General features: G+C 61.0%; 15 protein-coding genes. 10 read left to right on the top strand and 5 right to left on the bottom strand.

From position 1 onward, the window contains the following. Window positions 1–13 precede the first annotated feature (13 nt). From G473_RS29510 to G473_RS0118160, 3 genes are all read right to left on the bottom strand, one after another. The gene (locus G473_RS29510; RefSeq protein ID WP_051330417.1) at window positions 14–691 is read right to left on the bottom strand and encodes a helix-turn-helix domain-containing protein; all 678 of its coding nucleotides are present in this window, start codon (window positions 689–691) and stop codon (window positions 14–16) included. A 621-nt stretch (window positions 692–1,312) separates the two neighbouring features. Next, window positions 1,313–1,543, bottom strand: a complete 231-nt coding sequence (locus tag G473_RS0118155; protein WP_029014269.1) for a hypothetical protein — start codon at window positions 1,541–1,543, stop codon at window positions 1,313–1,315. Between the two features lie 261 nt (window positions 1,544–1,804). Further along, the gene (locus G473_RS0118160; protein WP_029014270.1) at window positions 1,805–3,820 is read right to left on the bottom strand and encodes a lytic transglycosylase domain-containing protein; all 2,016 of its coding nucleotides are present in this window, start codon (window positions 3,818–3,820) and stop codon (window positions 1,805–1,807) included. A 24-nt stretch (window positions 3,821–3,844) separates the two neighbouring features. On the opposite strand from G473_RS0118160, the gene dapA reads away from it, so the two are divergent. The 5 genes from dapA to G473_RS0118185 all read left to right on the top strand — a co-directional run bounded on the left by dapA (window position 3,845) and on the right by G473_RS0118185 (window position 8,801). After that, on the top strand, window positions 3,845–4,717 hold the full coding sequence (gene dapA, locus G473_RS0118165) for a 4-hydroxy-tetrahydrodipicolinate synthase (protein ID WP_029014271.1): 873 nt from the start codon (window positions 3,845–3,847) through the stop codon (window positions 4,715–4,717). Window positions 4,718–4,806: 89 nt separating this feature from the next. Next, window positions 4,807–5,280, top strand: a complete 474-nt coding sequence (gene smpB / locus G473_RS0118170) for an SsrA-binding protein SmpB (protein ID WP_029014272.1) — start codon at window positions 4,807–4,809, stop codon at window positions 5,278–5,280. Between the two features lie 239 nt (window positions 5,281–5,519). After that, window positions 5,520–6,836: an OmpP1/FadL family transporter gene (locus tag G473_RS27685; RefSeq protein ID WP_051330418.1), complete on the top strand. Its 1,317-nt coding sequence runs from the start codon at window positions 5,520–5,522 to the stop codon at window positions 6,834–6,836. Window positions 6,837–6,905: 69 nt separating this feature from the next. Next, a complete protein-coding gene (gene alkB / locus G473_RS0118180) occupies window positions 6,906–7,553 on the top strand; it encodes a DNA oxidative demethylase AlkB (RefSeq protein WP_035707670.1) in 648 nt (215 codons plus the stop codon). 54 nt (window positions 7,554–7,607) lie between these two features. Beyond that, window positions 7,608–8,801 carry an FAD-dependent oxidoreductase gene (locus tag G473_RS0118185; protein ID WP_029014274.1) on the top strand — a complete coding sequence of 398 codons (1,194 nt, stop codon included), beginning with the start codon at window positions 7,608–7,610 and terminating at the stop codon, window positions 8,799–8,801. A gap of 69 nt (window positions 8,802–8,870) precedes the next feature. On the opposite strand, the gene G473_RS0118190 is transcribed toward G473_RS0118185, so the two are convergent. Beyond that, window positions 8,871–9,767 carry a branched-chain amino acid aminotransferase gene (locus tag G473_RS0118190; protein ID WP_029014275.1) on the bottom strand — a complete coding sequence of 299 codons (897 nt, stop codon included), beginning with the start codon at window positions 9,765–9,767 and terminating at the stop codon, window positions 8,871–8,873. Window positions 9,768–9,841: 74 nt separating this feature from the next. Between G473_RS0118190 and G473_RS0118195 the strand changes: the two genes are divergently transcribed. The 3 genes from G473_RS0118195 (at window position 9,842) to G473_RS0118205 (ending at window position 12,455) form a co-directional block, all read left to right on the top strand. Further along, window positions 9,842–10,336: a MarR family winged helix-turn-helix transcriptional regulator gene (locus G473_RS0118195; protein WP_029014276.1), complete on the top strand. Its 495-nt coding sequence runs from the start codon at window positions 9,842–9,844 to the stop codon at window positions 10,334–10,336. Window positions 10,337–10,401: 65 nt separating this feature from the next. Further along, a complete protein-coding gene (locus G473_RS0118200; RefSeq protein WP_029014277.1) occupies window positions 10,402–11,094 on the top strand; it encodes a response regulator in 693 nt (230 codons plus the stop codon). After that, window positions 11,091–12,455: an ATP-binding protein gene (locus G473_RS0118205; RefSeq protein ID WP_051330419.1), complete on the top strand. Its 1,365-nt coding sequence runs from the start codon at window positions 11,091–11,093 to the stop codon at window positions 12,453–12,455. The genes G473_RS0118200 and G473_RS0118205 overlap by 4 nt, the downstream gene beginning before the upstream one ends. 29 nt (window positions 12,456–12,484) lie before the next feature. On the opposite strand, the gene G473_RS0118210 is transcribed toward G473_RS0118205, so the two are convergent. Beyond that, entirely contained in the window at window positions 12,485–13,063 is a 579-nt protein-coding gene (locus G473_RS0118210; RefSeq protein ID WP_342665670.1) for an NUDIX hydrolase, read from the bottom strand. Between the two features lie 109 nt (window positions 13,064–13,172). On the opposite strand from G473_RS0118210, the gene G473_RS0118215 reads away from it, so the two are divergent. Both G473_RS0118215 and G473_RS0118220 read left to right on the top strand, forming a co-directional pair. Continuing rightward, the gene (locus G473_RS0118215; protein WP_084438361.1) at window positions 13,173–13,826 is read left to right on the top strand and encodes a DUF47 domain-containing protein; all 654 of its coding nucleotides are present in this window, start codon (window positions 13,173–13,175) and stop codon (window positions 13,824–13,826) included. 23 nt (window positions 13,827–13,849) lie between these two features. After that, window positions 13,850–14,848 (top strand): inorganic phosphate transporter, encoded by a 999-nt coding sequence (locus G473_RS0118220; RefSeq protein ID WP_029014281.1) that lies wholly within the window; start codon window positions 13,850–13,852, stop codon window positions 14,846–14,848. Window positions 14,849–14,870 lie beyond the last annotated feature (22 nt).

The raw sequence follows: 14,870 nt of genomic DNA on the forward strand, positions 1-14,870 counted from the left end.
GAGCGAAGGCGGATTACTCCGCTTCGCCTTCCTTATATTCCTTGATATCGGCAGGGTCCCACACGGCACCGCGACGACGACGGCCTGCAGTGGCAGCGGTGGTGACAGGCGTTGCTGCCTTGCGCTTGCTTCCCGGAACTGGTCCGCGCCGGCGGGGGGCCGGGGCCTCCTCCACCGGGGTGGCAACCAAAGCCGGCTCTTCCGCAACGACGCTGCTGGCCGCATTGGCTCGGGCGACGGCTTGTGCGGCCTGGGCAGCCTCCTCGTCATAGCCGGCATTGGGCGAGATCGCGCGCAGAAGCGAGCCGACGGCATCGGCGATATCTTCAGGCGCCGTCTTCCAGGCCCGCAGCAGGTCCAGTTCCCGACGCGATAGGATGGGGGACGATCCTTCCGCTGTCGCAGCGAAACTTTCCGGCGGGCGACGCATATCCGGCACATCGAGACCGTCGAAGAAGAAGGTCAACGGCACATCCAGAATATCGGCCAGCCGATACAGCTTTCCAACGGAGACGCGATTGCTTCCCCGTTCATATTTTTGAACCTGCTGGAAAGTGATGCCTAAAGCCTTGGCCAGATCAGACTGGCTCATCCCCAACAGTCCACGACGCAACCGAATACGGCCGGCAACATGGTTCTCGATCACTGTTTCAAGGGCAGCGACGGCTGCGTTTTTGCTGCGTCTCGGCATAGAACTCTTAAGCCCCCTTATCCCGCGCTATCTTGGGGTCGCTTATCATCGGGTTTTGCAACTGTCCGATTAAAGTCAACCATATGCTTCCAAACCGGCAATACAAAGCCGGTAAGACAAACTCGATGGATCAGGTGCCGAAGCCTCACGTTCATCATCCAGTTTGGCATATCGGAATATCCCAATGGCTGGTGTGCCCATGGCTGGCGTCAGTCACATACCATGGTAGGCGAATATCCACCATTTCAAAGCGACTGTCCAGCATCACTACGCCAACTTGGCGCAATAGTTACTTATCAGAACGCGGTCGATGATGGGCACTGGAGGAAAACCATCTGCGAATTTTAACCAGAAAAGGAAAATTTACAATTTAAAGATATGGTTTTTGTTTTTATGTACCCTTACAGGCTGTATCCAGCAGGGTGTCGCACCCCTAAAGGGAAATTCTCTATCTCTCGCTTGGATAATGAGGGCTTTTTCTCCAGGAGTCCAGAAAAACCGGTAATATGCCGTTAACATAGATACTTAAAAGCCCGTCTGGGTCTATCACGGTCGGGGACGGGCTTTTGCCCTATGGCGTTGAAACAGCTCGAATCCAGAGCAAAGGAAACCGCACTTAATTTATGCGGCATTGCCGATTTCAGAAAACATCATGGAGATCACACCGCTGGCCGCCCCATATACCCTGCGTTCCTTACGTAACACTTCCAGCAATTCACGCAGGCTTTCTTTCAGGAAACCATCGTCCTGCTGCGCCATCTCCAGTTCAGTGGCTTGAATGAAGCCATCAAGCAGTCGCGCATGGACAAAAGCGGCGTGCCGAACTTCATCATTTACGATGGCGCCATGCATTGATTTACCCCTTTTCCGTTCCGCCACTCCACTGCCCGGCGGCGATAAGCGCATTCTGCCCCTGTTATTATTAATGAGCCGTAAAGGTACCTCCCTCCGGCCCCTTTGATCTTTGGGATAGGGAGTCTAGGAAGACAGCCACCCCGGTGCCAATTTCAACGGGGGCAGAATGACTTGTCGGATTGAAATAATCGCTCGATTATAAGGGGTAGCCCGTTTGGGAAGAGGAACAAACCTCTTCCCGCAAGGAGAGGGCATGGCCTACTGGGAAGAACCACCCCGAGCAAGGTCCGTACTCATCCTCAGAGGGGGCAAGCCCAGCCTTGCACGATAGACGTGCAGATTCTCCAAAACACGCTGCACATAATTGCGTGTTTCGTAGATCGGCATCGTTTCCATCCAGTCGATGATATCGTCGGTGGAAATGCTGCGCGGGTCGCCATAGGTCTGCAACCAACCGCTGACCCGGCCAGGACCAGCATTATAAGCCGCGATCGCCAGCACATAGGATCCGCCGAACCGATCGATCAGTTCCTGAAGGTAGGCGGAACCGATCTGCACATTATGGCGCGGCTCTGCCGTCAATTTCGCTTCCGTGTGGGCAAGACCCTGCTGTTTCGCCACGGCCTTCGCCGTTGCCGGCATCACCTGCATCAGCCCCCTGGCGCCGGCGCTGCTGATGGCGGTACGGTTGAAATTGCTTTCCTGGCGGATGATGCCATGCACCAGTCCGACCTCAGGCTGCGGTTTCAGGCGATGGTCGATCAGGGGAAAGCCTGCTTCCACCAGAACATAGCCATCCTGCAATGCCGCGCGGGAAACGATCACCCCCAGGTCGGGCCTGCCGAGATCCTTCGCCAACTCGCCGATCATCCGGTAGTTTTCCGGAGTTTTGGCATCAACCGTCATTTTACGGATGAACAGACCGACGCGGTCGCTCTCGCTGCCCTCGATCCGGGCCAGGGCACGCACCACCCGGACAAGATCCAGCTTCTCAAAAGATTTCGCCAAATCTTTCGGCAGCGGTGGTTCCACCGGCATGGCGCTGCCAGGCGGCAGCCCCAGCTTATCGGCGGCCAGCAAGCCATAAAAGGTACCGGAATAGGTCATGGCCGCATCGTACCAAGTATGCGCCAACTCCTTATTACCGAGGGCCTCTGTTGCCCGGCCGGCCCAATAGGCGCCGCGTGACTTGCTGATGGGGGAACTGGTCCCGCGGAACAAGGCCTCGAAATGCTTCTGCGCTTCTTCGGGCTTGTTCAGCTTGCGCAATGCCAGCCAGCCGGCCAGAAATTCCGCCTGGGCAAAGGCCAGCCCGTCTGCCGCGCGATGCCCCGACACCAAGGCATAGGCCTTGGCGAATTGCCCCTGGTCGATCAGGCGGCGGGCCATGATATGACGCTCCACCCACCAGTCGCTGGCATGGGCCGCTTCATCCGGCGGGTTGGCGAGCAGTTCCAGCGTGCCGGCATCCATATCCTTGCGCCGACGCCAGCGCGTCCGCTCATAGGTGATGCCGGGATCATTGGCGAGGTTTGCAGGGACCCGCCGCAGGGCGCCATCAACCCCAGGCGACATCTGGGCCAGTGCGATCCGCGCTTCTGCTACGGCACGGCGGCCAGGATCAACCAGCGGCATCACGCGGGCTGCTTCATCGTAATTGCCGGCCCACAGGGCGCGATCCAGACGGGCGGTGTGGTCGCCCGGTTGAAGCAGTCCGGCATAGCGCTGCCGGAAATCGCGCTCCTCAACCGTGCCAAAGCCGCCTTGGATATAGCGCTTGCGCACAAGATCAATGGCCCGGTCGCTGGCGCCCGTTTCCATCAACGCATCCATATAGCGACCAAATCCCGACAGGGTGATCGGCGGATAGGTCTCAAACCAGGAGCGAACCTGGGTATAAGGCAGGCTGGCCGGCATCACCCCTTCCGCATTACGGCGCAGGGCGACAAGGTTGGGCCAATCTGGATTTTGGGTGATAAAGCTGCTGATTTCCTGCCAATCCGCCGTGGTGGTGGGACTGGCCAGCATCATCCAGCGGATCACTTTCTCCGGCAAATTATCACGGGCGCGCCGGGCGATGCGCATCGCCTCGTCCAGTTTGCCGCTATCGGCGGCCCGAAGGGCCTGACGATACGTGGCGATATCGTCAGCGGAAAGCGCGTGGGCGGGCAGGGTTCCGTTGAGCCCCATGCCAAGGCAGATCAGCATCGCCGCCACGGCACGGGCCCGGCCCTTGTTTCGGACAGGGCTGCTGGTTAAGGTTCGCCGTTTCATCAGGTTTGACCGGGGTGTCCTGCTATGTTCAAGGGGTCCATCGTCGCATTGATCACACCTTTTAGCGACGGGAAGGTGGATCGCAAAGCCTTCAAGGAATTTGTCGATTGGCAAATAAAGCAGGGCACGCACGGCGTTGTACCGGTGGGTACGACGGGTGAGTCGCCGACGCTCAGCCATGACGAGCATCGCCTTGTCGTCTCCATGGCTGTGGAGGTCGCAAAGGGCCGCGTGCCGGTTATCGCCGGCACGGGTTCCAATTCCACCGAAGAAGCGATCCACCTGACCCGGCACGCGAAGGAAGCCGGGGCGGATGCCGCGCTGGTGGTTACGCCCTACTATAATAAGCCGTCCCAGGAGGGTCTGTATCAGCATTACAAGGCCATCCATGATGCGGTCGATCTTCCGATCATCATCTATAATATCCCTGGCCGCAGCGTGATCGATATGAGCGTGGCCACCATGGCCCGCCTTGCCAAGCTGCCGAACATTGTCGGCGTGAAGGATGCAACAGCCGATCTGGCCCGTCCGTTGCGCACCCGCGTGGAAATCGGGCCGGATTTCTGCCAGCTTTCCGGCGAAGATGCCACCGTCACGGCCTTCCTGGCCCAGGGTGGTGTTGGCTGCATCTCGGTCACCGCCAATGTGGCGCCGGCCTTGTGTGCCCAGATGCATAACGCATGGGAGGCCGGAAATATCGCAGAAATGGCGCGGATTCGCGATCTGCTGATGCCTCTGCATCATGCCATGTTCGTGGAAACCAGCCCGGCACCGGTAAAATATGCGGCCTCGCTGCTGGGCAAGTCCACGCCGGACGTGCGCCTGCCGCTGGTTCCGTGCAGCGAGCCGAGCCAGATTATCGTGCGGGATGCGATGGTCAAGGCCGGCTTGATCTGACCGGCAGTGCTGGTCGCTTATTGAAGTCCTGTCGCCGTCCCCCCATAACAGGGGGACGGTTTTCTTTATCAGGTGGATAATCACCCACGATGGCGAACACAGCGCCCGAACGAAAGATGGCGGCACAGAACCGCCGGGCCCGCTTTGACTATTTCATTGAGGATACAGTCGAGGCTGGCATCATGCTGCTCGGCACCGAGGTGAAATCGTTGCGGTCGGGCAGGGCTTCCATTGTGGAATCCTATGCCGGTGAACAGAATGGTGAGCTGTTCCTGGTTAATTGCTACATCCCCGAATATGGTCAGGCTGGTCAGTTCTTCCAGCATGAAACCAAGCGGCCGCGCAAACTGCTGGTGCGTAAGCGCGAGTTGGTGCGGATGCTGAATGCCATCCAGCGCGAAGGCATGACCCTGGTGCCCATGTCGATCTATTTCAATGATCGCGGTAAGGCCAAGGTCGAAATTGGCATCGCCAAGGGTAAAAAGAAGGGCGACAAGCGCGAGACTGAGAAGGCCCGCGATTGGCAGCGGGATAAAGCCCGCCTGATGCGGGCGCGCGGCTGAACCGCTGAATTTTCCTCAGGGGCTGGTTGTCTCAACCTGATCCGGTTGTTCCGGGTCAGGAATGGTCATTTTTGTACTTGCGTCATTTCGTAGCCGGAACATCTTGCTTTCAAAATTGTTTTTCGCTTGAAGTCCGTCCTTCCCTTTACGAAATGGGAAGGAGCGGCCTCGGCCGTCCATAATTCATGCCCAGTGCCGGTCAACGGCCTGCTTAACTGAAACGCCAGAAAGAAGTTACCATGCGTCGTCTCCTCTTCGTTCTTTGCGCCGGCACCAGCCTGGCGGCAGTCGCCACCGCCGCACAGGCTGGTGGTTTCCAGATCAGGGAGAACAGCGCCGCCGGCCTTGGCACTGCGTTTGCCGGTGCCGCTTCGGATGTGCGCGACCTCTCCATCATCTATAACAACCCTGCCGCCATGACGGAGCTTCAGCGCTCTGGCGCGGAAGTGGGTGTCAGCCTGATTACCCCTTCCAGCAAATTCAGCGGCAGTGGTTCGGATGCGATTGGCCGACCGCTATCGGGTCAGTTGGATAAGACCGGTGACAGCATTCCGGTGCCGGCCGCTTTCCTGGCCTATGTGCCGGAACGTCAGAATTGGCGGGTCGGGCTGGCGATCACGGCCCCCTATGGCCTGGAAACCGATTATGAAGATGGCTGGATCGGCCGCTATCACGCGCTGAATTCCCGTCTGGAGACGATCAATATCAACCTCGCCGGCGCCATTGAGCTGCAGCCGGGCCTGTCTGTGGGGGGTGGCATCTCCGCCCAACGCGCCGAGGCCCGCCTGACCAATGCCGTGGATTTCGGCGCGGTTATGGCCGGGCGGGGTGTGCCGGGCTTTATCCCGCAGGGTGCTGATGGGCTTGCGGTTGTGAAAGGGGATGATTGGGCCTGGGGCGCCAATCTCGGCCTGTTCTATGAGCCCGTGGATGGCACCCGCATGGGGCTGACCTGGCGGTCGGAGATCAAGCATAAGCTTGAGGGGTCGGGCCGCTTCGAGGTTCCGACCAATGTCCGCGCCGTCCTCAATGCCGTCGGTTCGCAGGCCTTCCAGCCGCTGGGTGATGTCCGTGCTAATGTCAGCACGCCGCAAAGCGTCGATCTCGGTCTGACACAGGAATTTGGCGCTTTCGCCCTGCACGGCACCGTGTCCTGGACTGACTGGTCCAGCTTTGAGGAAATCCGGGTCCGTTTTGAAAATCCAGCCCAGGCTGATGTGGTGGATGAGCAGCATTGGAAAGACACCTGGTTCTATTCCATCGGCGCGACCTACCAGTTGGACCCCGCCTGGCAGCTCCGTACCGGTATCGCGTTTGACAAAACGCCGACTCAGGCCCAGTTCCGGACCCCGCGTATCGCCGATGGCGACCGCACCTGGCTGTCGGCCGGCGTGGGCTGGCAGGCGTCTGACAGGCTGGCGCTGGATGTCGGCTATACCCATATCTTTGTCGATGACAGTTCGATTGATATCGCGACGGCGACCGGTAATCGTCTGACCGGCAGCTTCGACAACAAGGTGGATATCGTGGCCGTTACGGCCCGTTATTCCTTCTGATCGGTGTTTGCCAGCGCAGCCCCGGTACTGTCAGCATTGCTGGGGAACGCTGGGGTGAAGGAAGGGGCGATGGCGGATTTGTTTGATCATGTACCGTCGCCCCAAGCTCCCCGGGTCCTGGCACCGGGCGCATGGTTGCTGCCCGGTGCGGCCCTGGAACAGGCACCGGCCCTGTTCCGCCTGATCGGTGAGATTGCGGCTGCCGCCCCGTTCCGTCATATGCGCACGCCTGGTGGCGGACAAATGTCCGTCGCCATGACGGGGTGCGGCGACCGGTCCTGGGTCACCGATGGCAAAGGCTACCGTTACAGTCCTACCGATCCGCAAACGGGCGCCCCCTGGCCATCGCTGCCCCATTTGTTCCATGACGTGGCCAGTCGCGCTGCGGCGGAGGCGGGATTTGCCGGGTTCACCCCTGATAGCTGCCTGATCAATCGTTACGCGCCGGGCATCCGGATGGGCCTGCATCAGGATCGCGACGAGCGTGATTTCACTCAGCCCATTGTTTCCATCTCTCTGGGTTTGCCGGCCATGTTCCTGTTCGGTGGGCCACGGCGCGCCGATCCGGTGCAGCGCATTGGATTGAACCATGGCGATATCCTGGTGTGGGGCGGGCCCGCCCGCTTGTTCCATCATGGGATCGGGCCGGTGCGGGATGGCGAGCATCCGTTGACCGGCCCGTTCCGCTTCAATCTCACCCTGCGGCGTGCTTGCTGAACCGGGATGGCCAAGTCATTGTGGCTGCTTGGTTTCGCTGGGACGCGCGGGGGAATGATGGACAGGGATATTCTGGGGCGCCGTGGGTTTTTGGCCGGTGCCGGGGCAGGCCTGGGCCTGATTGCCCTGGGCGGATGCGCCTCGGGCCAGGGGGGAGCAACCGCGACGGTGGGCAGTATGGGCCCCCGGCTGACGCTGTCCCCCCTGCGGACGGGCATTGCCGATATTACGCGCATTACGGTTTGCACCCGTCCTTTCCGACCGCAAGGCCCCCGGATCGAGCGTGAGCGTATCGGGGATAAGGACGTCATCCACCATTACGGCCATGGCGGCAGCGGCTGGTCTCTGTCCTGGGGATCCGGGGCCGTGGCCGTTGATCTGGTCATGGCGACGGGGCAGCGGGATATTGCCGTTATCGGCTGCGGTGCCATCGGCCTGACCACGGCCACCCTGCTGCAACGGGCGGGGATGCAGGTCACCATCTATGCCAAGGAAATGCCGCCGGAGGTGCGCTCCTCCTACGCGACCGGGGTCTGGTCCCCTGATTCGCGAATCTGTATGGAAGAACATGCTACCCCGGCCTTCAAGGCGCAGTGGGCATCCATGTGCCGCCGCTCCTTCGCATCCTTCCAGGACTGGCTAGGCCTGCCGGCGGACCCGGTGCAATGGTACGAGACCTATTCCATCAACGATCTGCCCCGCCCGGTACGGGCGACGGACAGCCGTCCACCTTTCGCCCACCTGCAGCGGGAACTGGTGCCGGAACTGCTGGTGGGGCAGCGGCAGGAATTTGCCCCCGGCCAGCATGATTTCGGTAACCGGTCGGTGCGGCGCAGCAGCAATATGATGTTCAACATCAATGCCTATACCCACCAGCTTCTCTCTGAATTCCTGGCCCATGGCGGCAAGCTGCAGGTGCGAGAGTTCCACAGCCCGACCGACTTCGCCACGCTGCCGCAGAAGACCCTGGTGAATTGTACCGGTTATGGCGCCCGCAGCCTGATGCGGGATGACAGCCTGATCCCCGTCCGTGGCCAGCTTGCCCGCGCCATCCCGCAGGCCGATATCACCTACGGGCTTTATTACAATCAGGTATCCTTCGTGCCGCGCCGTGACGGGCTGGTGTTCCAGCAGGTCGGCGACAGCGATTATTATGGCTATGGCGAGGAAGGGCTGGCGCCTGACCGGACGGAAGCTGAACAGGCCGTCGCCACCATTGCCGGCCTGTTTCAGAACCAAGCAGCATAGTGGCTTCAGTCAAAAAAAAGCCCCGCGATCCGGTGAGGACCGCGGGGCTTTTCCTGGAACGTGCCTGATTTATTCAGCAGCAGCGGCGGCCAGACGGCCATTCACCAGCGCATCGTAATCCAGCATCAGGTTGCGGCACACTTCACCGGGGGTGAAGGTCCAGTCGTCGATCCGGCCAACCGGGGTCACTTCCGCGGCGGTGCCGGTCAGGAAGATTTCGTCGGCATGTTCGACTTCCGGCAATTCGATCCGGCGTTCGATCACCTGATAGCCACGGCGCTTGGCCAGGTCGATCACGGTGCGGCGGGTGATGCCATCCAGGAAGCAATCCGGGATCGGCGTATGAATGACGCCATCCTTGACCATGAAGAAGTTGGCGCCCGTGGCTTCCGCCACCAGACCCCGGTAATCCAGCATCAGCGCATCCTGGAAACCGGCCTTTTCCGCCGTATGCTTGGACAGGGTGCAGATCATATAGAGGCCGGCAGCCTTGGAGGCGGTGGGGGCCGTATCCGGGGCCGGGCGGCGCCACTTGGAAAGCTGCAGGTGGATGCCCTTCATCCGGGCTTCCGGGCTGAAATAGCTGGGCCATTCCCAGCAGGCGATGGCAAGGTGGATCTTGTTGTGCTGGGCGGACACGCCCATCATCTCGCTGCCGCGCCAGGCAACCGGGCGGATATAGCCATTCACCATGTTCGCCGCCTTGCAGGTGGCGATGGTGGCGGCGTCGATCTCTTCCACCGTATAGGGGATTTCAAAGCCCAACAGCTCTGCCGACTTCAACAGCCGCTCGCTATGCTCGCGCAGCTTGAAGACGGAGCCGTTGTAAATGCGTTCCCCCTCGAATACACAACTGCCATAGTGCAGGCCGTGCGTCAGTACGTGGACATTCGCCTCACGCCAGGGCACCAGATTGCCATCAAACCAGATGAGGCCGTCGCGGTCATGGAAGGGGATTATCGACATTGTGGTGGCTTCCTCGTTACTTTATGTCCCACTGGGACGCTGCCCAGGTTACAGAATTGCAGAAATAAGTCAACATGGCTGACGTAAAATCAGGTCCGAACCCGCTCTTCCTCCGTGAGGAGGATCTCCGTCAAGGCATCGAACTGCTGTTCTACGCATATCGTGACTTTACCGCCGAACCGGACGCGATGCTCGCGAAAATCGGCTTGGGCAGGGCTCACCATCGCGTGGTCTATTTCGTGGGGCGCTACCCGTCCATCACGGTGACGGAGCTGTTGGGCATCCTGCAAATCACCAAGCAGAGCCTGAGCCGGGTGCTGGGCGATCTGGTGGAACAGGGCTATGTCGCCCAGCGCACCGGGACCAAGGACCGGCGCCAAAGGTTGCTGACCCTGACGGAAAAGGGGCTGGAACTGGAACGCCACCTGTCCGATGCCCAGCGTGCCCGCATCGCCCAGGCCTATCGCAATGCCGGGGCGGCGGCGGTGGAGGGCTTCCGCACCGTGATGCTGGGCATCATCGACCAGGAGGATCGCGCCCGGTTCCAACCCGCTATCCCGAAAAGGTAAGTGCAGCGCCCTGAAGACCCGCGGCGCGAATGACCCGGGGCCCGTCCCATGATATGACAGCGGCCATGAACGATATCGCTGAACAGCCCCATATCCTTGTCGTGGATGATGATACGCGCCTGCGTGAAGCGCTGCGCCGTTATCTGACGCAGAACGGCTTCCTGGTTGCCACGGCGCAGGATGCGGCGGACGCGCGGGCGAAGCTGGCCGGGCTGGAATTTGACCTGATCGTGCTGGATGTGATGATGCCGGGCGAAAGCGGCCTGGACCTTTGCCGTGACCTGCGCCGCACCGGCACGACACCGGTATTGCTGCTGACGGCGCGTGGTGAACCGGAGGACCGGATCGCCGGGCTGGAAGCAGGCGCTGACGATTATCTGCCCAAACCATTTGAACCGCGGGAACTGGTGCTGCGGGTTCAATCCATCCTGCGCCGGCTGCCGCGTCCGGCGGGGCAGGGCACTGTGCTCACCATCGGCCGCTGGCAGTTCGACCCGGTGCGGGAAGAACTGCGCGATGGTGAGGAGACGGTGCGTCTGACCAGCATGGAGTCGGGCCTGCTCCGGGTGTTGGCCGCGCAACCGGGCACGGTTTTCTCCCGCGAGGCCCTGGTGGAGAAGGCCGCGGTGGATGCCGGGAACGACCGGACCATTGATGTTCAGGTGACCCGTCTGCGCCGCAAGCTGGAAGATGACCCGCGCGAGCCGCGCTATCTGCTCACCGTGCGCGGCGAGGGTTATGTGTTGAGGCCGGATTGAACCGGCTGACAGAGCTGTGGCGCCGCCGGCCGCGTCCCTGGCGGCTGGCGAAACGTTTCCTGCCCGCTACCCTGTTCGCGCGGTCGCTGCTGATCATGATGACGCCGGTGGTGCTGGCCCAGGCCATTGCCACCTTTGTTTTTTATGACCGCCATTGGGACACGATGACCCAGCGGCTGGCGGCTGGCGTGGCCGGTGAGATCGCCCTGGTCATTGAACAGTTGGAACGCGACCCCGATATGGCGGCGCGGGAAGAGACGCTGTCCATGACGGCGCGCAATACCGATATCCTGATCACCTTCAATCCGGGAGAGATGTTGCCCGACGACACGCCGCGCCTGCGCAGCGGGTTGGAGGATACGCTGGCCACCGCTTTGGATGACAGGGTGCGGCGGCCCTGGCGCATCAACAGCAACATCGCCCATAAATGGATCGAAATCCGGGTGCAGTTGCCGGACGGGGTCTTGTCCGTCTTGTCACCGGAACGGCGCCTTTACAGCTTCACATCCTATCTTTTCATCATCTGGATGCTGGGCAGTTCGCTGGTCCTGTTTTCCATCGCGACCATTTTCATGCGCAACCAGATCCGGCCCATCCGGCGGCTGGCTGTGGCGGCGGATGCGTTCGGCAAGGGTCGTGATATCAGCGATTTCAAGCCGGAAGGGGCGATGGAGGTGCGGCAGGCCGCCCACGCATTCCTGGTGATGCGCGAACGTATCCGCCGGCAGATCAGCCAGCGCACGGAGATGCTGGCCGGTGTCAGCCATGATTTGCGCACCCCTTTGACGCGCATGAAGCTGCAACTGGCCATGATGCCCGACCTGCCGGAGGTGGAGGAACTGAAGGCAGACGTGGTCGAAATGCAGGTGATGATTGATGGCTATCTCTCCTTCGCCCGTGGGGCGGGGGAGGAGGCGCCGGTGCCGGTTGACCTGGCTGCCCTGCTGGAAGAGATCGCCATCAATGCCCGCCGTGAAGGGGCGACCCTGACCCTGGATCTGGGCCCCGCAGCGGATGAGGAGGTCGTATTGCCGTTGCGGCCCAACATCCTGCGCCGCTGCCTTGCCAATCTGGTGGGCAATGCGCGCCGCTATGGCCGCACGATCTGGCTGTCATTGGCGATGCGGGATGGGGCGCTGGAAATCATTGTCGATGATGATGGCCCTGGCATTCCGGCCGACCAGCGGGACAATGTGTTCCGGCCGTTCCATCGGCTGGAACCGTCACGCAACCAGCAGACCGGTGGTGTCGGTCTAGGCCTGACCATCGCCCGGGACGCGGCCCGGCGCCATGGCGGGGATGTTCTTCTGCGCGATAGCCCCCATGGCGGCTTGCGGGCAGTGGTGCGCCTGCCGCTATAGGGCAGGCCACAAAACCGGTCAGCGGCCGGTCAGTGGACCGTGCTGCCCAGGCGTTCCAGGATCGGGACCAGATCAGTATCGCTGACGAGGCGGGCGGCTTCCAGCGGGGCCATCCATTGCCGCTCCCGCTGCCGGCGCTCCGGCCATTCGGTCAGCTCTTCTTCCACCCGTAACAGGAAGACGGTGACCTCACAGGCGATGCTGTCGCCATCGGCCATCCGCTTCATGTAGCGATATTCCCCGATGGGTGTGGGGTCGATGCTGCCACGGACACCGGCTTCCTCGAACGCTTCGCGGGCAGCCATGTCGCAGGGCTCAAATTTCTTTTTGGCCCAGCCTTTGGGAATGATCCATCGCCGGGTCTCCCGCGAGGTCACAAGCATGACCTGCGGCTGACCGTCGATCAGCCGATAAGGGAGAGCCGCGCATTGGATGGTCTTGGACATTCTATGAGGCTGACATACGCAAGAGGTTGAGGATTCTGGTAAACGCACCCACAGGGTTTTGGTTCCGCTGATGGATATCAGTATGGGGCAATCGTGCGTCGCCGTCACGATTTGCAAAAGATTATATTTAACGTTCCTGTGGCCCTTTGTCCTCGCAAACATGTCAGTTTCTTGACAATTACATTACAGCGTGTCCCCCAGGTGGTGGTAGAGGGTGGGCAAAGGGCAGGCGGCAAAGCGTCGGCCCATGCACATTCACATGGAACCGATCATGTTGAGCCTGTTCAGGGCTTTGATGCCGAAGGAAGAACGTTTCTTCGACCTGTTCGCCGAGCAGGCGGGCTTCATCGTTGATGCCGCCGAGGCGCTGCGGGAAATGGTGCGCGCCGGCGATGATCTGGAAGGCCGCTTCCAGGTGATCCACGAGGTGGAAGGCCGGGCCGATATGGCGACCAAGGCCATCCAGATGGCGGTGCATCGCAGCTTCATCGTGCCGTTCGACCGCTCCGACATCCAGGATCTGGCCAAGCGGATGGACGATATCGTCGATCTGATCCAGGACGTGGCCCGGCACCTGGCGGAAGCCGGGCCGATGCAATATACGGCGGAAATGCATGCCATGACCGATGGCATCCTTCAGGCCGCCAAGGTCCTGAATGATCTGATCCCGCTGCTGCACGATATTCCGCGCAACGTCACCGCGCTGACCCGCATGACGGACGAGGTTTCCCGCCTGGAAAGCGAAAGCGATCGGCTGCTGCGGGCGGGCAAGGCCCGGTTGCGGCAGGAAAGCGGTGGGTTGGATGCGCCCATCACCTATCGGCAGGCGCTGGTGCGCGAGATCATGGAACTGATGGAATCCGTTCTGGATGCCGGTGAGGATGTTGCCGACATCATCGACAGCATCATCGTCGATCACGTCTGATCCAACGGCTGGGACACTTCCCCATGGAAACGCTTGCCCTGCCGCTGCTGATCGGCCTGATCGGTCTGGCGCTGCTGTTTGATTTCATCAATGGCCTGCATGATGCGGCCAATTCCATTGCTACGGTTGTCTCCACGCGCGTGCTCTCGCCGCGCACGGCGGTGCTGATGGCCGCTTTCTTCAATTTCATCGCCTTCCTGTTTTTTGGCACCCATGTGGCCAGCACCATCGGCAAAGGTATTGTCGATGCCGATGTGATCAACGGACAGGTGATTTTCGCGGCCCTGATCGGGGCCATCGGCTGGAACGTGATCACCTGGTGGCTGGGCATCCCTTCAAGCTCCAGCCACGCGCTGGTGGGTGGGCTTGCCGGTGCCGGTATCGCGCAAAGCGGGCTGGAGGCCATCGTTGCCAGCGGCCTGACCAAGACGGCCGTTGCGATCTTCGTATCGCCCACTATCGGCTTCCTGCTGGCGCTGCTGATCATCCTCATCGTGTCCTGGCTGTTCCGCAACCGAACACCGTTCGGTGTGGACAAGGTATTTCGGACGATGCAGATCGTTTCCGCCTCGCTCTACAGCCTGGGCCATGGCGGCAATGACGCGCAGAAGACCATGGGCATCATCGCCGTCCTGCTCTTCTCCCAAGGCTATCTGGGCGACAGTTTCCATGTGCCGCTGTGGGTGGTGTTGAGCTGTCAGGCCTGCATGGGGCTGGGCACGCTGTTCGGTGGCTGGCGCATCGTGCGCACCATGGGATCGCGGCTGACGGATCTGAAGCCCGTTCACGGTTTCTGTGCGGAGACGGGTGGCGCGATCACCTTGTTCGCCGCAACCTGGATGGGCGTGCCGGTTTCGACCACGCACACGATCACGGGTGCCATTGTTGGCGTCGGCGCCTCCCGCCGGGCATCGGCTGTGCGGTGGAGCTTGGCGCAGGGCATCCTGGTGGCCTGGATTATCACGATGCCGGCGGCAGCCCTGGTGGCCGCCGCCTCCTTCTGGGTGACGACACTGTTTTGATCACCATTCTCTGCGGTGATAA

Source organism: Niveispirillum irakense DSM 11586, from assembly GCF_000429645.1.
Classification (GTDB): Bacteria; Pseudomonadota; Alphaproteobacteria; order Azospirillales; family Azospirillaceae; genus Niveispirillum; species Niveispirillum irakense.